Consider the following 18,189-nt stretch of genomic DNA (forward strand, 5'->3'; position numbering starts at 1 on the left):
CATGAATCGGAAATACCTGGCCGGCATCGCGGCCGCCAGCATCCTGACCCTCAGCCTCACCGCCTGCGGCGGAAGCCGGGGCGGCGGCGACGACGCCGCTGCCGAGGGCGGGTCCAACGAAGGGGCGAAGATCGGCGTGGCCATGCCCACGCAGCAGTCCGAGCGCTGGATCGCCGACGGCGAGAACGTCAAGAGCCAGCTCGAGGAGCTCGGCTACGAGGTGGACCTCCAGTACGCGAACGACGACATCCCCACCCAGGTCTCGCAGATCGAGAACATGATCAACGGCGGCGTGAAGGCCCTCGTGATCGCCTCGATCGACGGCACCACCCTCACGAGCGTCCTCGACCAGGCCGAATCACAGGACATCCCGGTCATCGCCTACGACCGCCTGATCAACGGGTCGGACACCGTGGACTACTACACGACCTTCGACAACAAGGAGGTCGGAGTGCAGCAGGCCACCTCGCTGCTGACCGGTCTCGGCATCCTCGACGCCGAGGGCAAGGAGACCGGCGAGAAGGGTCCCTTCGACGTCGAGCTCTTCGCCGGCAGCCCCGATGACAACAACGCGACGTTCTTCTGGGACGGCGCCATGGAGACCCTGCAGCCGTACCTCGACAGCGGCGTGCTGCGCGTCCCCAGCGGCCAGACCGACTTCGAGCAGGCGGCGATCCTCCGCTGGCTGCCCGACACCGCGCAGGACCGCATGGAGGACCTGCTCACCGTCGGCGGCGGCGAGCAGCTGGAAGGCGTCCTCTCCCCGTACGACGGCCTCTCCATCGGCATCATCTCGGCGCTGACCTCGGGCGGCTACTCGGCGGACGACCTTCCCGTGGTCACCGGCCAGGACGCCGAGGTGGGGTCCGTGAAGTCCATCATCGCGGGGGAGCAGTACTCCACGATCTTCAAGGATGTCCGCAACCTCGGCAAGCAGGCCGTCACCATGGTCGACGCCCTCATGAAGGGCGAGGAGCCCGAGGTCAACGACACCGAGACGTACGACAACGGCGAGAAGATCGTCCCGTCCTACCTGCTCGAGTCGGAGATCGTCACGGTCGACAACTACGAGACCGCGCTCGTGGAGACCGGCTACTACACCGAGGACGACCTCAAGTAGCCGTCCCGCACCACCTGTAGCACCTCTCCTGCCTGTGGCTCCGTACCGTTCCGGTCCGGAGCCACAGGTGCTGTACCTCGCCCGGCCCCTGCCGGGACTTCCACTCAAGTAAGCGAGGCCTGACCATGGCGGAAAACATCCTGCGGATGCGCCGCATCACCAAGACCTTCCCAGGCGTGAAGGCACTGCAGGACGTCCACCTGGACGTCGCGCGCGGCGAAGTCCACGCGATCTGCGGGGAGAACGGGGCCGGGAAATCGACCCTCATGAAGGTGCTGTCGGGTGTGTACCCGCACGGCACGTACGACGGCGACATCGAGTTCGAGGGCACGGTCGCGGAGTTCAAGGACATCCGCGACAGCGAGCGTGACGGCATCGTCATCATCCACCAGGAGCTCGCCCTCTCACCCTTCCTGTCCGTCGCGGAGAACATCTTCCTCGGGAACGAGCGCGAGAAGCGCGGGTTCATCAACTGGAACGACACCAACATGGAGGCGGCGAAGCTCCTCCGGCGCGTGGGCCTCGACCTCAACCCGGTCGTGCGGGCCGGCGACATCGGCGTGGGCAAGCAGCAGCTCGTCGAGATCGCCAAGGCGCTGTCGAAGAACGTGAAGCTCCTGATCCTCGACGAGCCCACCGCGGCCCTCAACGACGAGGACTCCGCGCACCTCCTGGGGCTCGTGAAGGGGCTCCGCGCAGAGGGCATCACGTGCATCATCATCAGTCACAAGCTCAACGAGATCCGGGAGATCGCGGATTCCGTGACCATCCTGCGGGACGGGCGGACCATCGAGACGCTCAGCCTCCACGACGGCTCCGTCACCGAGGAACGCATCATCAAGGGCATGGTCGGCCGGGACATGGAGAGCCGCTATCCCGAGCGCACCCCGGTGATCGGCGAGGAAGTGCTCCGCGTCGAGGACTGGACCGTGCACCACCCGCAGGAGAACACCCGTGTGATCGTCGACTCGGCGAACCTGGCGGTCCGCGCCGGCGAGGTAGTGGGCATCGCCGGACTCATGGGCGCCGGGCGGACCGAACTCGCCATGAGCATCTTCGGCCGGAGCTACGGCTCCCGCATCACCGGAACCCTCTACAAGAACGGGACGCCGATCATGGCACGGACCGTCGGCGAAGCCATCCGGCACGGCATCGCCTACGCCACGGAGGACCGCAAGCGGTACGGCCTGAACCTGATCGACGACATCAAGCGCAACGTCTCCGGCGCCGCCCTCGGCAAGCTGGCGAAGCGCGGCTGGGTGGACAGCGGACGCGAGGCCGTCGTCGCCGGCGAGTACCGCCGGTCGATGAACATCAAGGCGCCCACCGTCACCGCCATCACCGGCAAGCTCTCCGGCGGCAACCAGCAGAAGGTGGTGCTCTCCAAGTGGATGTTCTCGGACCCCGACGTCCTGATCCTCGACGAACCCACCCGCGGCATCGACGTCGGTGCGAAGTACGAGATCTACACGATCATCAACCGGCTGGCTGCCGAGGGGAAGGCCGTCATCGTCATCTCCTCGGAGCTTCCTGAGCTCCTCGGCATCTGTGACCGCATCTACACCCTCGCCGAAGGCCGCATCACCGCGGAAGTGCCCATCGGGCAGGCGACCCCTGAACTCCTCATGCAGTACATGACCAAGGAAAAGGACTGATTCCATGGCAACCACCGTCAAGGACCCCGTCGTCGCGACGACACCTCCCACCGTCAAGGAGGGGTTCTCCTTCCTGACCAGCAGGCTGCGGCAGATCGGTATCTTCGTCGCACTCCTGGTGATCGTCACCCTGTTCCAGGTGCTGACCGGCGGCGCACTGCTGCAGCCGGACAACGTCTCGAACATCATCGTGCAGAACAGCTACATCCTGCTCCTGGCCATCGGGATGGTCATGATCATCGTGGCCGGACACATCGACCTGTCGGTCGGATCGGTGGCGGCCTTCGTCGGCGCCATGTCCGGCATCATGGTGCAGGACTGGGGCTTCCCGTGGTGGGTGGCGTTCGTCGCCTCGCTGATCATCGGCGGCCTCGTGGGCGCCTGGCAGGGCTTCTGGGTCGCCTACGTGGGCATCCCGGCCTTCATCGTCACCCTCGCGGGCATGCTGGTGTTCCGCGGCCTCACGCAGATCGTGCTGGGGAACCAGCGCATCACCGGGTTCCCCGAGGAGTACCGCCAGCTGGGCGGCGGCTTCCTGTTCCCGGGACTGTTCCCGCCCGAGACCAACCTCCTCGACTGGACCACCGTGGGACTCGGCGTCATCGCCGTCGCGCTCCTGGTCTTCACGCAGCTCCGTGGCCGTGCCACCCGCGCCCGCCTCAAGCTCGAGGACGAACCCGGTGCCTGGTTCTTCACCAAGCTCGCGTTCATCGTGGCGATCATCCTCGGCCTGACCTACCTGCTCGGCAGCTCGCGCAGCGGGACGCCGATCGTGCTCGTGGTCCTCGGCGTGCTGATCGTCGCCTACAGCGCGGTCATGGGCAACAGCGTCTTCGGCCGCCACATCTACGCGGTCGGCGGCAACCTCCAGGCAGCACAGCTGTCCGGTATCAACACCAAGCGCATCGACTTCATGCTCTTCGTCAACATGGGCGTGCTGGCCGCCCTCGCCGGTCTCATCTTCACGGGGCGCCTCAACTCGGCAGGCCCGGGCGCGGGCAACCTGTTCGAGCTCGACGCCATCGCGGCGGCGTTCATCGGCGGAGCGGCCGTGACCGGCGGCGTCGGAACCGTGATCGGAGCCATCACCGGCGGGCTCATCATGGGTGTGCTCAACAACGGCATGTCCCTGCTGGGCGTGGGCATCGACGTCCAGCAGTTCATCAAGGGCATGGTGCTCCTGCTGGCCGTCGGGTTCGACGTCTTCAACAAGCGCCGCGCCTCCAATGCCCTGAAGTAGGACCGGAAAACGGGAGAAGCCGGAACGGGAGTGATGTCCTGTTCCGGCTTCTTCCGTCTGCGGGCGGCCTTCCCTACGAGGTGATCTGCCGCTTCGACGAGATGATGCCCGTGTTGAAGCCCGCGAGGTTGAGTCCGCCGTGGAAGCGCGCGTGCTCGATCTTGATGCAGCGGTCCATCACGACGTTCAGGCCGGCCGCCTCGGCGTCGCGTGCGACGTCCTCGTGCCACGAGCCCAGCTGCAGCCACAGGGTCCTGGCCCCGACGTCGAGCGTCTCCTGCAGGACGGACGGCAGGTCGTCGTGCTTGCGGAACACGTCGACGACGTCGGGTACTTCGGGGAGGTCCTTGAGGGACGCGTAGGCCGGCTGTCCGAGGATCTCCTTCGCCACCGGGTTCACGAAGTACAGGCGGTAGGGCGAGGACGACTGCAGGTAGGTCGCGACGAAGTAGGAGGCGCGCGAGGGCTTGTCCGATGCCCCGACGATCGCCACGGAGCGCGCGTTCCTCAGGAGGTTGAGCCGTTCGGGGGCCGACGGCCCTTCCCAGGTCCGTTCCGGTGCGGTGTTGCTCATGCTCCCACTCCTACTGCCCGTGTCGTCGAGGGGTCGTCGTCGTTCCTTCCGGCCGCCTCCTGCGGGAGTTCGTCGAATCCGTCGTCGGGAGCGTCCACCGCGATCTCGAGCGCCTGGTCGAGGTCCCACAGGATGTCGTCGAGGTCCTCCAGTCCCACCGAGATGCGGACGAGGTCCTCGGGGACACCCGCGGCGACGAGCTGCTCGGCGGAGAGCTGCTGGTGCGTCGTCGAGCCCGGGTGGATCACGAGGGTGCGGGAATCGCCCACGTTCGCGAGGTGCGAGGCGAGCTGCAGCGATTCGATGAACTTCTGGCCCGCCTTGCGCCCGCCCTTGATGCCGAAGCTGAACACGGATCCGGGGCCCTGCGGCAGGTAGGTCCTGGCACGCTCGTGGTGCGGGTGCGTGGGAAGCCCCGCGTAGTTGACGTATTCGACACGGGGGTCGGCCTGCAGCCACTCGGCCACGGCCTGCGCGTTCTCGAGGTGCTCGTCGAGGCGCTGGGCGAGGGTCTCGACGCCCTGCAGGAGCTGGAAGGCCGACATCGGCGACAGCGAGGGCCCGATGTCGCGGAGCTGTTCGGTGCGCAGCTTGGTCAGGAACCCGTACTCGCCGAAGTTCCCCCACCACTGGATGTTCCCGTAGGAGGGGACGGGCTCGGTCATCATGGGGAACTTGCCGTTGCCCCAGTCGAAGCGGCCGCTCTCCACGATCACACCGCCGAGGGTGGTGCCGTGCCCGCCGATGAACTTGGTGGCGGAGTGGATGACGATGTCCGCGCCGTGCTCGATGGGTCGCACCAGGTAGGGCGTGCTGAGGGTGGAGTCGACGATGAACGGCACACCGGCGTCGTGGGCCACCTTGGCCAGGCCCGCGAGGTCCGCGATCTCGCCCGAGGGGTTCGCGATGACCTCGGCGTAGACGGCCTTGGTGTTCTCGCGGATCGCCGCCGCGTAGTCCGCCGGATCCGTTCCCGGGACGAAGGTGGTCTCGATGCCGAAACGGCGCAGCGTGACGTCCAGCTGGGTGACCGTCCCGCCGTACAGCTGCGAGGCGGCGACGATGTGGTCGCCCGCCTGGCAGAGCGCCGCGAAGGTGATGAACTCGGCGCTCATGCCCGACGCCGTCGCCACCGCGCCGATGCCGCCCTCGAGGGACGCGATGCGCTCCTCGAACGCCGCGACCGTCGGGTTGCCGATGCGCGAGTAGATGTTGCCGTACTTCTGGAGCGCGAAGAGGTTGGCGGCGTCGTTCGTGTCCTTGAAGACGAACGACGTCGTCTGGTAGATCGGCACGGCCCGGGCGCCGTGGGTGGCGTCGGGTGTGCCGCCGGCGTGGAGTGCGCGCGTACGGAAACCGAAGGAACGTTCTGCCATCAGACACCTGCCTTGCTGGGGACGGCGAGCGTGCCGTCGGGGTCGAAGTCCACTCCCGCGCTGCGGGCCGCGTCCGCCTCGAGCTCCCGCACGATCGGCAGGATGTCGGTGCCGAAGGCGGCCACTTCCTCCTGGAAGTGCAGGTAGCAGGTGAGGAAGAGGTTCACGCCGATCTTCTTGTACTCCACGATGCGCTCGGCGATCTGCTCCGGCGTCCCGATGAGCTGCGTCTTGAAGCCGTCGTTGTACTGCACGAGGTCCTCGAAGGTGGAGTCGGCCCACATGCCCTTGCCGTCCTTCGTCGAGGGGCCGGCTTCCTGCACGGCGTCGCGGAAACCCTCGACGGCGGGGCGGTGCGCCTGCTCGACGATCTCGCGCAGGGTGTCGCGCGCCTCCTTCTCGGAGTCGCGGGCGATGACGAACCCGTTGAGGCCGTACCGCGGACGCCGCCCGGCCTGCTCGGCGGACGCCTGCACGCCGGCGATGTTCTCCTTGAAGCCCTCGAGGTCCTTGCCGTTGGAGAAGTACCAGTCGGCGACGCGGCCCGCCGTGGCCTGGGCCGCCGTCGAGTTCCCGCCGAAGAAGATCTCTGGGTGGGGGCGCCCGGGGACGTCGACGGGTGCCGGGCTCAGGGTGAAGTCCTTGATGTTGTAGTACTTGCCCGCCTGGCTGTAGCCCTGCTCCGTCCAGAGGCCGCGCAGCACGCGGATGAACTCCTCGGTGCGGACGTAGCGCTCGTCGTGCTCGAGCCATTCGAGGCCGAAGTTGGTGAACTCGTCCTTGAGCCAGCCGGAGACGATGTTGACGGCGGCGCGGCCGTTGGAGATGTGGTCGGCGGTGATGATGTACTTCGCGAGCACGCCGGGGTGCCACATGCCCGGGTGGACCGCGGCGATCACCTTCAGCTTCTCGGTGGCCGCCAGCAGGGCGAGGGAGAACGACGTCGCCTCGTGCTGCTTGTCCGCACCGTAGGACGCGGCGTAGCGCGTCTGCGACAGCGCGTACTCGAACCCGGCGTCCTCGGCGATGCGGGCGAGCTTCTTGTTGTAGTCGAAGTCCCAGCTGGTGCGCTGCTCGATGGTCGAGACCACCAGTCCGCCACTGACGTTGGGGACCCAGTAGGCGAACTTGAGGGGCGTGGAAAGGTCTGCGACGCTCATGGTTTCCTCCATCGGTCTGGCAGTAGCACCCTAATGTCGCCGCACGAAGCGGTGGCCAGGGTTGCTGCGGCGTCAGTGAGCCAGATCTCTCAGCCGCTCGGGATGGTCACGTCGAGTGTGACACCGGAGGGCTGCAGAACCAAACAATGTGTCGTCCAATGGCGGCCGTGGGTCATCGGGCGGGAGCCCGGGTGCCTAGGGTGGAGGAATGGATAGCTGGAGGTCGGCGGGCCGCACGCAGGAACGCACGCTCTGGAACACGCTCTTCTGGGTCGGCGTGGTCGTGACCGTCACCGTGGCGAGCAGCGTCCTGCTGGTCGCGGGGAGCGCGGGAACAGCGGCTTCTGCCTGGTTCTACCTGCAGCAGTGCGTCCTGCTCGTCCTCAGTGCGGGTGGCACGGTCCTCGCGTTCCGCCGCTGGCGGTCCTTCCGTTCGGACGCGTAGGGTACGCGCCGTTATACAAATGTGACAAACCCGGTGAGCGCTGGGTATCGTCGTCGCGTGCCTCCGTCCATAGGAGGCCCTCCCGGATGGATTGCCGAGCCCTGCCGCCGAACGGGATACGTACATCACCGAGGCGGGGACGGGGGAACCACAGTTCCACGGGACGCGCAGCACACCTGCTGCATCCCTGGGGTTAAGTCGCTGCAGCTCCCACCCCGAGTACGCACGGCCGGGTGACTCCCATCCGAACCCGACAGCTCACCCCGCAGGCATGGGAGAGGTATACATCCATGTCACGAAAGACTTCCCCGGCGCGCCACCGCGCCGGCAACCCCGCACTGCAGGGCCTGTCCCGCGCCGTGAAGGCCTCCGCCACCGCGGTCGGCCGTCCGATCGCGGTCGCCGCGGTCACCTCGGGCCTCGCACTCGGTGCGGTCGGCACCGCCCACGCCGGTGAGTACACCGACGCGGGCGCGACGACGGTTCCCGCTGCCGCCGCTGCCACCGCTGCACCCGTCGCGCAGGCTGCTGCACCCGCGGCGCCGGCCGCTGCACCCGCCGCGACGACCCACACGGTCGTCGCCGGCGACACCCTCAGCGCCATCTCCGCCGCCTACGGCGTGGACCTGAACGCTGTCCTCGCAGCCAACGGGCTGTCCCTGGCATCGGTGATCTTCCCCGGCGACGCCATCACCATCCCCACCGGCGATGTCGCCCCTGCACCGGCTGCGGTGGCCGCAGCACCGGCAGCCCTGGTCCAGCAGGCCGCAGCCGTCGCTCCGGTCCAGCAGGCCGCAGCCGTCGCTCCGGTCCAGCAGGCCGCCGCTGCCCCCGCCTCGAGCGTGTACCTCGCTTCGGCGGACATCACCCCGATCGCGTCCTCCAGCAGCGTCGCCGGTACCCTCGTGGCGTCGGCGCAGGCGCAGCTCGCAGCCGGCGCGATCCAGGACTGCACCGTCCTGGTGGAGACCGCGCTGCGTGCCGCCGGCATCCCCGTCGGCGACCTCGGCCCCTCGCAGTTCTTCCAGTTCGGCGCCACCGTGGCGACCCCGGCCCCCGGCGACATCGTCATCACGGCCGGGCACGTGGCGATCTACGTCGGTGGTGGCCAGGTCATCAGCAGCGGCATGAACGGCTCGAACCTCACCATGCAGCACCCTCTCTCGGACCTCCCGGGAGCATCCTTCGTTCGGGTAGCGGGCTAGTACCGGAACGGACCCCACACGGGAAGCGGCAGGTGCTTGGACGGGGCGCCTGCCGCTTCCTCCTTTTAACGCGGGTCGGTTCCGACGGCGGGTCAGTGCCTGCCGGCCAGGACGTCCTGGATGCCGGGGATGCAGCCCTCGTTCTGCAGCGAGGTGGTGTCCCCGAGCGGGGTGCCCTCGTAGAGCTGCGTGAGCAGGCGCCGCATGATCTTCCCCGACCTCGTCTTCGGCACATCGGGAACGACGACGACGGCCGAGGGCCGCGCGATCGGCCCGATGGCCTCCGCGACATGGGCCCGGAGCGTGGCGGACACATCCGAGTCCCGATCCGCGCCCGGCGCCAGCACCACGAACGCAGCGATGGCGTGGCCCGTCAGGGGGTCGGGAACCGGGCAGGCGCCGGCTTCGGTCACGAGCGGGTGCGCCACGAGGGCCGACTCGATCTCGATCGTGGAGAGGCGGTGGCCGGAGACGTTGATGACGTCGTCGACGCGCCCCAGGATCCAGGTGTCGCCGTCGTCGTCGTACCGTGCTCCGTCGCCGGCCAGGAACCAGCCCTGCGCGGCGAACTTCCGCCAGTAGGAGTCGAGGTAGCGCTGCGGGTTGCCCCAGACGGTGCGTGCCATGGCCGGGCCGTGGCGGTCCACGACGATGAGGCCCTGCACGCCGGGCGGTACCTGCCGGCCCTCCTCGTCCACGATGCGGGTGCTGACCCCCGGAAGGGCGCGGGCGGCGCAGCCCGGCTTGAAGTCGGTGTCCGTGGGGCTCGGCGAGAGGACCGTGGCGCCCGTCTCGGACTGCCACCAGGTGTCGACGACGGGGACCTCGTCGCGGCCGAGGTTCTTCCGGAACCAGCGCCATGCCTCGGGGTTCACCGCCTCGCCGACCGTCCCCAGCACGCGGATGCTGGAGAGGTCGTAGGAGGACGGGACGCCGTCGGGGAACCAGCCCATCAGTGACCGGACCAGCGTGGGCGCCGTGTAGTAGCTGGTGACGCCGTAGCGTTCGATGATCTCGAAGTGGCGGCCGGGATGGGGCGTGTTCGGGGTGCCCTCGAAGATCACCTGCGTGGCGCCGTTGGACAGCGGACCGTACAGCTCGTACGTGTGCGCCGTGACCCATGCCAGGTCGGCGGTGCACCAGTGGACGTCGCGGTCCCGCAGGGACGGATCGGGATTGCTGAAGAGGTGCTCGAAGCTCCACGACGCCTGGGTGAGGTAGCCCCCCGAGGTGTGCACGAGCCCCTTCGGCTTCCCCGTCGTACCGGAGGTGTACATGATGAACAACGGTGTCTCGGCGTCGAACGCCTCCGGCTCGTGGTGCGCTGGAGCGGCACCGACGACGTCGTGCCACCACACGTCGCGTCCCTCGGTCCAGGCGACGTCCGAGCCGGTACGGCGCACCACGAGGACGTGCTCGATGCTGTTGGTACCCGCGACCGCGGCGTCGGCATTGGCCTTCACCGGGACGGCGGCGCCCCGTCGGAACTGGCCGTCCGTGGTGACGAGCAGCTTGGCCCCGGTGTCCTCCACCCGGAAGCGGAGGGCCTCGGCGGAGAAACCCCCGAACACGAGGGAGTGCACTGCTCCGATGCGCGCGCAGGCGAGGGTGATCACGACCGTCTCGACGAGGACGGGGAGGTAGATGACCACGCGGTCGCCCTTGCCGATGCCGAGGGCGAGCAGGGCGTTGGCCGCGCGCGACACCTCCTCCTGGAGCTGCGCATAGGTGACCGTGCGGTGGTCCCCGGGCTCGCCCTCGAAGTGGAGCGCGACCCGGTCGCCGCGGCCGGCCCGCACATGCCGGTCGACGCAGTTCGCGGCGACGTTGAGGGTGCCCCCGGCGAACCACTCGATGACGGGGACGCTGAGCGACCCGTCCGCCTGCGGGAGGGCCCTGTCGAAGGTGTGGAGCGTGTGCCACGGGGTGTCCCACTCGAGCCGGCCCGCCTGCTCGGCCCAGAAGGCGAGCCGGTCGGCTTCCACTGCAGCGGCCCCTTCCGGCGTCGTCGTACCTACGCCCATCGCCGTACCGCCCAGCGTTCGGCAATGCCCAGCAGGGCGTCCGTGGTCTTGCCGATGACGGCCAGCAGGATGATCGCGAGGATGATCCGGTCCACGCGGCCGGTCTGCTGGGAATCCGTCAGCAGGAAGCCGAGGCCCATCGAGGAGGCGATGAGCTCCGCCGCCACGAGGAACAGCCAGGACTGCGCGAGGGCGAGCCTCAGGCCCGAGAACAGTGCGGGCACGACGGCGGGAAGCTGCACGGTGGTCAGGAGGCGGACGCCGTTCAGGCCGAAGGCGCGCGCCGCCTCGACGAGGTTGCGGTCCACGTGGCGCAGCCCGAGGTAGAGCGTGGTGAACACGGGGAAGAACGCACCGATGGTGATCAGCGTGACCTTGGAGTCCTCGTTGATGCCGATCCAGAGGACCAGCAGCGGGACCCAGGCCAGGGACGGAACCGCGCGGAGGGCTCCGACCGTGGGTGTCAGGAGGATGTCGGCGATGCGGGAGAGGCCCAGCAGGGCGCCGGCCAGCACCCCGAGCAGGGAGCCGATGAGGAAGCCGAGCAGCACGCGCTGGGTGGAGATCAGGATGTGGTTGGCGAGCTGGCCGCGCTGCACCAGGTCGACGGCGGCCGCGAGGACCGATGCCGGGGAGGGCAGCTGCGACGGCCGGAAGTAGCCCGAGGCGGTGCTGAGGTGCCAGGCGAGCAGGATGAGCGCCGGGACGATGAGCCCGAGCAGGATGACGCCGGCGCGGCGTCCGCCCGCTAGGCGTGTGCGTCCCCCGTTGCCCTTGTTCGAAGGCCCGGTCACCGGGGAGCCGGTGGCCTCCAGGCCCGCCGTGCTGAGGGGTGTTGCGCTGCTGCCCGTCAGGTATTCCGCACTCACGAGTCGGAACCGATGGCGGCCGGGTCCGCCTTCTCGACGAGCGAGGCATCCAGGAGGGAGCCGAGGGCGTCGTCGATCTGGTCCTGGCTCTGCACGTCACCGGTCTCCACGAAGACGGGGCCGATCTTCTCGAGGACGCTGCGCTGGGCATCGCCGGGGGCGGGATCGACGTCGAGGTTGGTGCGGTCGAGGATCACCGAGTTCGCCACGGCCTGATCGATGCCGGCGACCTCCGCGAGGATCGACGCCGTCTCCTCGGGGTTCTCCTTGGCCCACTCCCGGGCCTTCTCGTAGGCGTTCACCACGGTCTGCGCGACGTCGGGCTTCTCCGAGAGGAAGTCCTCCGTCGCATTGAGGAAGCCGTAGGTGTTGTAGTCGATGTCCCGGAAGAAAAGCTGCGCGCCGTCCTGCTCCGCGGCGGCCATGATCGGATCCAGCCCGGACCACGCATCCACCGCGCCGCTCGCCAGCGCGGCGCGCCCGTCGGCGTGCTGCAGGTTCTCGATGGTGACGTCGGACTGCTCCACGCCCGCGGCCTCGAGTGCCTGCAGCAGGAAGAAGTACGGGTCGGTGCCGCGGGTGGCGGCGACGGACTTGCCGCGCAGGTCCTCGACGCTGGTGATGCCGGAGTCCGGCAGCGTCACGAGGGCTGCCCACTCGGGCTGCGAGAAGATGTCGATGGCCTTGATGGGGGAGCCGTTCGAGCGCGCGAGCAGCGCGGCGGAACCGGCCGTGGAACCGACGTCGATCGCTCCGGCGCGCAGGGCCTCATTGGCCTTGTTGGAGCCGGCGGACTGTACCCAGTTGACGGTGATGTCCTGGTCCGCGAGCTCGTCCTCGAGCCAGCCCTGCTTCTTGATGATGAGGCTGAGGGGGTTGTAGGTGGCGAAGTCGATGTTGAGGGTTCCGCCCTGCGTGGTATCCCCGGCCGCGGCCTGGGTGTCGGAGGCGTTCTCGCCGGCCAGGCAGCCAGTGAGGCTGAGCGAGAGGGCCGTGGCGAGTGCGAGGGTGGGCAGGAAGGCGCGGCGGTTCATGGTGGTCCTTTGAGTGGGTGGTGCGAAAGGGTAGGAAGGCGCCGCGGTCCGGCAGCGCCGGGGGCGGAAGCCGGGCTAGTGTCCGGTGACGCCGAGCAGGGAGAGCAGGGAGCTGCGGAGCACCCCGAGGTCGGCGGAGTTGCGGTCCCGCGGGCGTGCGCCGGGCACGGCCACGAGTTCCGCGATGGTGGAACCGGGCTGGTCGGTGTCGCCGGGCCCGAGGACGAGGATCCGGTCGGCGAGCTGGAGGGCCTCGTCGACGTCGTGCGTGACGAGCAGCACCGTGGTGGGCTGCGCGCGGTGGATGTCCAGCAGGAGGTCCTGCATCTTGATGCGCGTCAGGGCGTCGAGGGCTCCGAAGGGCTCGTCGAGCAGCAGCACTCCGGGGTTGCGGGCGAGGGCGCGGGCCAGCGATGTGCGCTGAGCCATGCCCCCGGAGACCTCGCGCGGCCTGTGCTTCGCGAAGGTGTCGAGGCCCACGAGCTTCAGCAGCTCGTGGACCTTGGCCTTGCCGGCGCTGGCGCTGGAAGACTTGGGCAGCCCGATCGCGACGTTCGCCTGCAGGGTGTGCCAGGGCAGCAGTCGGGGTTCCTGGAACGCGACGGCGCACCGCTCGTCGATGCCGGTCACGGGCGTTCCATCGATCAGGACCTGCCCGCTGTCGGGGATGTCGAGGCCGGCGGCGGCCCGCAGGAGGGTGGACTTGCCGCATCCACTGGTGCCGAGGATGGCGAGGATCTCGCCCGGCTTCACCTCCACGGTGACGTCCCTGAGGACGACCCTCCGGTCGCCGGACGAGCCGAAACTGCGCCCCAGGCCGGAGAATCGAACCCCGAGGGCCTGCTTGTGGTGGGGCTTGGTGCTGCCCGGTGCCAGAACTGCGGTCATGGTGTCTCCATCGGTCCTGGCGGTAGCACCCTACGGGACGAGCCTTCGCCACCGTTCGCGGTGGTGCCCGTGGCTCGGGCCTCGATATTGCCCGGCATCAGGGGGATGCGGACAACCAGGGTTGCTGCGGCTTCATCGATCCAGGTCTCTCGGCCGCTCGGGATGGTCCCTCCTATGAAACGCCCGCGGTAGGGGAGGAGCAAAATAGGGCGTGTAACAAAGGCTGTAACAAATCCGAAGTCGAAGGAGGCCCCGTGGTCCACCAGAACGATCCGCAGGTGATCCGGAGGCTCCTGACGGAGCACGGCAGCTGGGCGGTGGTGGGTCTGTCCAACAACCCGCGCCGCGTCGCCGTCGGTGTCTCACGCTTCCTGATGGACGGGCTCGGGATGGAGATCATCCCGGTGAGCCTCAAGGGCGACGACGTCCACGGGCAGAAGGGCTACACGCGGCTCGCGGACGTCCCGGGAACCATCGACGTCGTCGACTGCTTCGTCAACTCGTCCCGTGTGGGCGCCGTGGTGGACCAGGCGATCGCCGTCGGCGCGAGGGCGGTGTGGCTGCAGCTCGGCGTCATCGACGAGGACGCTGCCCGGCGTGCGGCCGAGGCCGGGCTCGACGTCGTCATGGACACGTGCCCCGCGATGGAGGCACCGGCACTCGGCCTCTAGCTACATGCGCTGGTACTTCGACCTCACCATCATGAAGACGCCGTAGGCCATGAGGCCCACGGCCACGGCACCGAGGAGCCAGGGACCGAACGGCTGGTCGCGCACCGTCTTGAGGGCGCCGTCGAGCCCTGTCGACTTCCCGGGGTCGTTCGTCACCGTGGCGACGATGACGAGGATCCCGAGGACTCCGAGGGCGAACCCCTTCGCGATGTATCCTGCGGTGCCGAGTCCGACGACGGCCCTGCCGGCACTGCCGGCGGGGAGGCCCGAGAGCTTCCTGAGGAACCGCTGGGTGAATCCGCTGTAGACGTAGTAGCCGGCGACTGCGAGGATGCCGACGCCGACCGCGAGGACGAGGGCCGTGCCCGCGGGGTTCGACATCAGTGACGCGGTCAGCGACTCCGTGCTGCTGCTGCTGTTGCTCGACCCGCCGAGCGCATACCTGCCGAAGGTCACGCCGATCGCCGCATAGACGACGGCCTGACCCCCGCTCTTGAGCCGGAACTTGAGCTTGTCCCTGTCGCTTCCACCCCTGGCGCCGAGAAACACCTCGCTGAGCTGGAACAGGGCGAGGGCGATGCACCCGATGAAGCAGAACCACAGGAGGAACGTCCCGCCCGGACTGGCCGCCACCTGCCCGATGGCACCGCTCTGGTCCGCGCTCCCCGAGCGGCCGGATGCCAGCCCGAAGGCGATCAGGCCGATCAGGAAGTGGAGGATGCCTGCCGCCACGTAGCCGGCGCGGGCCGCGAGTTCGAAGCCCTTCGAGTTGACGACCTCCTCGGCGGTGTCGGATGCCCTGCCCGCGGCATCCTTTCCGGCATTTCTTCCGGCCGACATGTGGCCCAGCTTCTTCGATGACCTGTTGGACGCCGTCTTCGGTGCCATGGTGATCCCGCCTCCTTGCCGGATCGGCGGACGCGTGCGCCGCAGGTGCGGGCCCGGTCCGATGTGGTCACCATCCTGCCACTGCTCCGGCCGCCCCGGTATGTTTCCCGTCCACTAGGTTGGGACGGAGGTTCTGGGGCAGCACGCCGCTGTCGGAAGGCTGGCGCACATCGGAAGGGGAACAGCATGGAGCAGTTCACGTACGAGGAGCAGGGTGCTACGGACAGGCCCTTCCCCGAGCCGTTCGAGGGCGGCTGGCCCGCCGGCTACACCGTGATGGTCGAGTCCCAGGAGATCCCGACCGATGATCCGTCCGGCGCGTTCGCCGCACTCACCGAGGGGATCCTCGGGTGGGAACTGCATCGTCGTGCCGGCCTCAGCATGGAGCCGGATGCAGAACGGGCGGCGCCCGGCGTCCGTGTCGTCTCCGGGTTCGGCGTGGGTCCGGCCCGGGTCAAGGCGCCCTGCAGGGTCATCTGGGCGAGGGAGGCCCGGCTCGACGGCGCGGGCAGGGCCGTCCCGGGACAGCGCGGCGGATTCGGTTACGGAACGCTGCCCGGGCATCCCGTGCGGGGCGAGGAGGGCTTCTATGCGGAACTGACCGCGGACAACCGCCTGCTGTTCATCTGCTCGGCCTACAGCATGCCCGCAACCCTCCTGTTCCGGCTCGCGGCGCCCGTGACCCGGCTGACCCAGCGGTACGTCCTGTCGCGCTACGGCAAGGCAGCACGGGAGCTGGCGGCGGGCGACTGACCGTTCTCTCCCGGGCACTGGCATGCGCTGATACCGAACCGTTATCCATCGGGACCACCGACTCATTGCTTCAGACACCGAACCGTCCTAGGTTGAGAAATACAGTGATCGCCCAGGGAAGACCCAGCAACGTCGGGACCAACGCCCTGGACCAGCGATCGGCGGATTCCGGATTCTTGTCGAGCGGCGCCCCTACGGGCGCCGCTCGCATGTGGCGCCGCAGGCTGCGCCGTCGGGAACGGCCCGGGGGAAACTACGTGTCAGGAGACGCGCACACATGTTCGTTACCAAGAAGTGGATCGCTGCAGGATCGACCGCCACCCTTCTCGCCGGAGGACTGTTCCTCGGGGCTCCGATGGCTTCAGCCGCACCGGGTGACGCAGCCTGCCTGCAGGCGTCCGTGACGTTCAACGCAGCGCTCGGCGCCGCCGGGATCGACGTCGCCTTCGTCAGCCAGCTCGAGCTCGCGACGGCGGCCGTCGTCGCCGCTGCCGAGAATTACGAGGCCGTCAGCGAGGCCGCAGTGGCCTCCCCGGCTGCGGTGGAGGCGGAGGCGGTCCTGGCGCAGGCGGACGAGGACTACCAGGTTGCCCTCGAGCTGGCAGCAACCGAGCAGGGCGAGTACGACGCCGCCCTTCTGGCAGCCGGAGGGGACGTGACCGCCGAGGCCGTCGTCGCGGCGCAGGGCGAGCTCACCGTCGCACTCGCCGCACAGGCAGCGGCGCTCAACACCGCCGATGCCGCCGCCGCCGCCTATCAGGTGGCTGTCTACACCCCGGAGGTACAGGCTGCGGAGGACGCCCTCGCTGACGCATCGGCCACCGCCGACGCGCTCGTCGCCCAGCTGAGCGGGGATGAAGCAGCCGCAGCAGAGCTCATCGCCCTGTTCAAGGCATTCCTTGCCGCCTGCGACGCCAGTGCCATCGGCGTCGAGCCCGTCACGCCCGTCGTGGTTCCTGTTCCGGTAGCGCCGGTCGCCCCGGTTGCGCCCGTAGCCCCCGTTGTGCCCGTGACGGTAGCCCCTGTGCCGGTGGCACCCGTGACGGTCGCACCCGTCACGGGAACCGGCAGCGGTGTCGCCGCTCCCACCGGCACCAACCAGGGCCTGAACGTGCAGACCGCCGTCGCCACCGAGGACGACAGCCCGGCCGTCGCACTCCTCGCCGCACTGCTGGCAGTCGGTGTCGCTGTGCCCGTGGCCACCGCTGCCCGCATGCGCCGCCTCGCGCGCGCACAGCGCTAGCACAGGCCGTCCCGGCCCGGCGATCTGGTCCAGAACCACTCGCCGGGCCGGGACGGTGCACCATCCCTCACCACCCAGGACAGCGCACCGCATGGAACAGCACGGAGTCGACGAACCGGCCGGTCAGCAGCTCGGCGCCCCAGCGCACACCGGGGCCCCCAAGCGGTCCCGGAAGCCCTGGATAGCCCTCCCGCTCGTCGCGGCAGTCGGCCTCGCGATCGGCGTATCGGTCCTGCCGCCGGACTCCGCCGGAGCACCATCGACCGCGCCGTCGAGCACTCTCTCCGCCGTCGCGACGCCTTCGGCGGCCCCTCCAGCAGCCTCCGCGGCGCCCGCAGCACCCGCAGTGGACCCTGGGCCCGCCGCATCCCAGCCCATCGCGCTGTCCTTCGCCGCCGCGGGTATCGACGTGGCCGTACTCCCGCTGACCCCCAGCGACGCGGACCTGGCAGCCCAGTCGCTGGTGCCGCCGCTCACCCTCGACGCCTACTGGCTCACCTCGTACGGGGTTCCCGGCGCAGGCTCGAACAACACCACCTACATCGCCGGGCACAGCTGGGACGGCCAGGACGCGCCCTTCAACCGGCTGAGCAACGAAGCGCTCGTGGGAAGCGAGTTCACGCTCACCACACAGACGGGCGACATCACCTACGTCGTCGATTCGGTCCTCACACACGACAAGGACACCCTGAAGGACAGCGATATCTGGAACATCGTCCCGAACCGCGTGGTCCTCATCAGCTGCTACACCGAGGACCCCTGGGGCAAGAATGTCGTCGTCACGGCGATGCCCAAGACTGCGTGAACCGGTGATCCGGCCCGCACCGTGACTTCCGGCTCCTGACGCATGGCAGCCGGGCAACAGCGTCGTGGTCGGGCCGTAAACCCGGGGCTGCGGCTCCGGTGCGGTGGGGCGCCGCCACGGGTTTCGGCGCCCGGCGCGGCGGCCCAGCCCCGACAAGCAGTCCGCGACGGACTCCGAGGGGTCCGGACGACGCAGGAGGCCGCCACCCGGTCGGGTGGCGGCCTCCTGCGAGCCGGGGC

17 protein-coding genes and 2 riboswitches are annotated in these 18,189 nt (G+C 69.0%); of the genes, 9 read left to right on the forward strand and 8 right to left on the reverse strand.

The features are described 5' to 3' along the window. Position 1 precedes the first annotated feature (1 nt). From chvE to mmsB, 3 genes are all read left to right on the forward strand, one after another. Entirely contained in the window at positions 2 to 1,120 is a 1,119-nt protein-coding gene (gene chvE, locus ACX80I_RS14695; RefSeq protein WP_459345855.1) for a multiple monosaccharide ABC transporter substrate-binding protein, read from the forward strand. A gap of 125 nt (positions 1,121 to 1,245) precedes the next feature. Then, entirely contained in the window at positions 1,246 to 2,775 is a 1,530-nt protein-coding gene (gene mmsA / locus ACX80I_RS14700) for a multiple monosaccharide ABC transporter ATP-binding protein (protein WP_459345856.1), read from the forward strand. Positions 2,776 to 2,779: 4 nt separating this feature from the next. Then, positions 2,780 to 4,015: a multiple monosaccharide ABC transporter permease gene (mmsB, locus tag ACX80I_RS14705; protein WP_459345857.1), complete on the forward strand. Its 1,236-nt coding sequence runs from the start codon at positions 2,780 to 2,782 to the stop codon at positions 4,013 to 4,015. 73 nt (positions 4,016 to 4,088) lie between these two features. Here the strand turns inward: mmsB and ACX80I_RS14710 are convergent, their stop codons facing one another. The 3 genes from ACX80I_RS14710 to sfnG all read right to left on the reverse strand — a co-directional run bounded on the left by ACX80I_RS14710 (position 4,089) and on the right by sfnG (position 7,137). Further along, positions 4,089 to 4,589, reverse strand: a complete 501-nt coding sequence (locus tag ACX80I_RS14710) for a CoA-binding protein (RefSeq protein WP_459345858.1) — start codon at positions 4,587 to 4,589, stop codon at positions 4,089 to 4,091. Next, positions 4,586 to 5,965, reverse strand: coding sequence for an O-acetylhomoserine aminocarboxypropyltransferase/cysteine synthase family protein (locus ACX80I_RS14715; protein ID WP_459345859.1), 1,380 nt, complete (start codon positions 5,963 to 5,965; stop codon positions 4,586 to 4,588). Before ACX80I_RS14715 ends, ACX80I_RS14710 begins: the two co-directional genes overlap by 4 nt. Continuing rightward, the gene (gene sfnG, locus ACX80I_RS14720) at positions 5,965 to 7,137 is read right to left on the reverse strand and encodes a dimethylsulfone monooxygenase SfnG (RefSeq protein ID WP_459345860.1); all 1,173 of its coding nucleotides are present in this window, start codon (positions 7,135 to 7,137) and stop codon (positions 5,965 to 5,967) included. The genes ACX80I_RS14715 and sfnG overlap by 1 nt, the downstream gene beginning before the upstream one ends. Continuing rightward, a riboswitch (SAM riboswitch) is annotated at positions 7,131 to 7,234 on the reverse strand. It overlaps the preceding gene by 7 nt. Before the next feature lie 99 nt (positions 7,235 to 7,333). Between sfnG and ACX80I_RS14725 the strand changes: the two genes are divergently transcribed. Both ACX80I_RS14725 and ACX80I_RS14730 read left to right on the forward strand, forming a co-directional pair. After that, positions 7,334 to 7,570 (forward strand): hypothetical protein, encoded by a 237-nt coding sequence (locus ACX80I_RS14725; protein ID WP_459345861.1) that lies wholly within the window; start codon positions 7,334 to 7,336, stop codon positions 7,568 to 7,570. A 116-nt stretch (positions 7,571 to 7,686) separates the two neighbouring features. Beyond that, positions 7,687 to 7,855, forward strand: a riboswitch (cyclic di-AMP (ydaO/yuaA leader). 5 nt (positions 7,856 to 7,860) lie between these two features. Then, complete coding sequence (locus tag ACX80I_RS14730) at positions 7,861 to 8,775, forward strand: C40 family peptidase (protein WP_459345862.1); 915 nt, start codon at positions 7,861 to 7,863, stop codon at positions 8,773 to 8,775. 92 nt (positions 8,776 to 8,867) lie between these two features. On the opposite strand, the gene acs is transcribed toward ACX80I_RS14730, so the two are convergent. The 4 genes from acs to ACX80I_RS14750 form a co-directional block, all read right to left on the reverse strand. After that, positions 8,868 to 10,799 carry an acetate--CoA ligase gene (gene acs, locus ACX80I_RS14735; protein ID WP_459345863.1) on the reverse strand — a complete coding sequence of 644 codons (1,932 nt, stop codon included), beginning with the start codon at positions 10,797 to 10,799 and terminating at the stop codon, positions 8,868 to 8,870. Further along, positions 10,790 to 11,668 (reverse strand): ABC transporter permease, encoded by an 879-nt coding sequence (locus tag ACX80I_RS14740; protein ID WP_459345864.1) that lies wholly within the window; start codon positions 11,666 to 11,668, stop codon positions 10,790 to 10,792. The genes acs and ACX80I_RS14740 overlap by 10 nt, the downstream gene beginning before the upstream one ends. Next, positions 11,665 to 12,702 carry an aliphatic sulfonate ABC transporter substrate-binding protein gene (locus ACX80I_RS14745; protein ID WP_459345865.1) on the reverse strand — a complete coding sequence of 346 codons (1,038 nt, stop codon included), beginning with the start codon at positions 12,700 to 12,702 and terminating at the stop codon, positions 11,665 to 11,667. Before ACX80I_RS14745 ends, ACX80I_RS14740 begins: the two co-directional genes overlap by 4 nt. Before the next feature lie 75 nt (positions 12,703 to 12,777). After that, positions 12,778 to 13,590, reverse strand: coding sequence for an ABC transporter ATP-binding protein (locus ACX80I_RS14750; RefSeq protein WP_459345866.1), 813 nt, complete (start codon positions 13,588 to 13,590; stop codon positions 12,778 to 12,780). Between the two features lie 254 nt (positions 13,591 to 13,844). Here ACX80I_RS14750 and ACX80I_RS14755 point away from each other — a divergent pair, with 254 nt between their 5' ends. Next, a complete protein-coding gene (locus ACX80I_RS14755) occupies positions 13,845 to 14,261 on the forward strand; it encodes a CoA-binding protein (RefSeq protein WP_459345867.1) in 417 nt (138 codons plus the stop codon). Here ACX80I_RS14755 and ACX80I_RS14760 read toward each other — a convergent pair whose 3' ends face one another. Continuing rightward, positions 14,262 to 15,149 (reverse strand): DUF1206 domain-containing protein, encoded by an 888-nt coding sequence (locus ACX80I_RS14760; RefSeq protein ID WP_459345868.1) that lies wholly within the window; start codon positions 15,147 to 15,149, stop codon positions 14,262 to 14,264. It abuts the gene before it with no gap. 186 nt (positions 15,150 to 15,335) lie between these two features. On the opposite strand from ACX80I_RS14760, the gene ACX80I_RS14765 reads away from it, so the two are divergent. The 3 genes from ACX80I_RS14765 to ACX80I_RS14775 all read left to right on the forward strand — a co-directional run bounded on the left by ACX80I_RS14765 (position 15,336) and on the right by ACX80I_RS14775 (position 17,950). After that, positions 15,336 to 15,902 carry a DUF1990 domain-containing protein gene (locus ACX80I_RS14765; RefSeq protein ID WP_459345869.1) on the forward strand — a complete coding sequence of 189 codons (567 nt, stop codon included), beginning with the start codon at positions 15,336 to 15,338 and terminating at the stop codon, positions 15,900 to 15,902. A gap of 277 nt (positions 15,903 to 16,179) precedes the next feature. Then, positions 16,180 to 17,145 (forward strand): hypothetical protein, encoded by a 966-nt coding sequence (locus ACX80I_RS14770; RefSeq protein ID WP_459345870.1) that lies wholly within the window; start codon positions 16,180 to 16,182, stop codon positions 17,143 to 17,145. Positions 17,146 to 17,236: 91 nt separating this feature from the next. Beyond that, a complete protein-coding gene (locus tag ACX80I_RS14775) occupies positions 17,237 to 17,950 on the forward strand; it encodes a class F sortase (protein ID WP_459345871.1) in 714 nt (237 codons plus the stop codon). Positions 17,951 to 18,189 lie beyond the last annotated feature (239 nt).

The organism is Arthrobacter rhamnosi (assembly GCF_054510855.1).

Excerpts from the sequence above, each read along its gene's own strand:
- chvE (WP_459345855.1), top strand. The coding sequence starts at position 2 with ATGAATCGGAAATACCTGGCCGGCATCGCGGCCGCCAGCATCCTGACC.
- mmsA (WP_459345856.1), top strand. The coding sequence starts at position 1,246 with ATGGCGGAAAACATCCTGCGGATGCGCCGCATCACCAAGACCTTCCCA.
- mmsB (WP_459345857.1), top strand. The coding sequence starts at position 2,780 with ATGGCAACCACCGTCAAGGACCCCGTCGTCGCGACGACACCTCCCACC.
- ACX80I_RS14710 (WP_459345858.1), bottom strand. The coding sequence starts at position 4,589 with ATGAGCAACACCGCACCGGAACGGACCTGGGAAGGGCCGTCGGCCCCC.
- ACX80I_RS14715 (WP_459345859.1), bottom strand. The coding sequence starts at position 5,965 with ATGGCAGAACGTTCCTTCGGTTTCCGTACGCGCGCACTCCACGCCGGC.
- sfnG (WP_459345860.1), bottom strand. The coding sequence starts at position 7,137 with ATGGAGGAAACCATGAGCGTCGCAGACCTTTCCACGCCCCTCAAGTTC.
- ACX80I_RS14725 (WP_459345861.1), top strand. The coding sequence starts at position 7,334 with ATGGATAGCTGGAGGTCGGCGGGCCGCACGCAGGAACGCACGCTCTGG.
- ACX80I_RS14730 (WP_459345862.1), top strand. The coding sequence starts at position 7,861 with ATGTCACGAAAGACTTCCCCGGCGCGCCACCGCGCCGGCAACCCCGCA.
- acs (WP_459345863.1), bottom strand. The coding sequence starts at position 10,799 with ATGGGCGTAGGTACGACGACGCCGGAAGGGGCCGCTGCAGTGGAAGCC.
- ACX80I_RS14745 (WP_459345865.1), bottom strand. The coding sequence starts at position 12,702 with ATGAACCGCCGCGCCTTCCTGCCCACCCTCGCACTCGCCACGGCCCTC.
- ACX80I_RS14750 (WP_459345866.1), bottom strand. The coding sequence starts at position 13,590 with ATGACCGCAGTTCTGGCACCGGGCAGCACCAAGCCCCACCACAAGCAG.
- ACX80I_RS14760 (WP_459345868.1), bottom strand. The coding sequence starts at position 15,149 with ATGGCACCGAAGACGGCGTCCAACAGGTCATCGAAGAAGCTGGGCCAC.
- ACX80I_RS14765 (WP_459345869.1), top strand. The coding sequence starts at position 15,336 with ATGGAGCAGTTCACGTACGAGGAGCAGGGTGCTACGGACAGGCCCTTC.
- ACX80I_RS14770 (WP_459345870.1), top strand. The coding sequence starts at position 16,180 with ATGTTCGTTACCAAGAAGTGGATCGCTGCAGGATCGACCGCCACCCTT.
- ACX80I_RS14775 (WP_459345871.1), top strand. The coding sequence starts at position 17,237 with ATGGAACAGCACGGAGTCGACGAACCGGCCGGTCAGCAGCTCGGCGCC.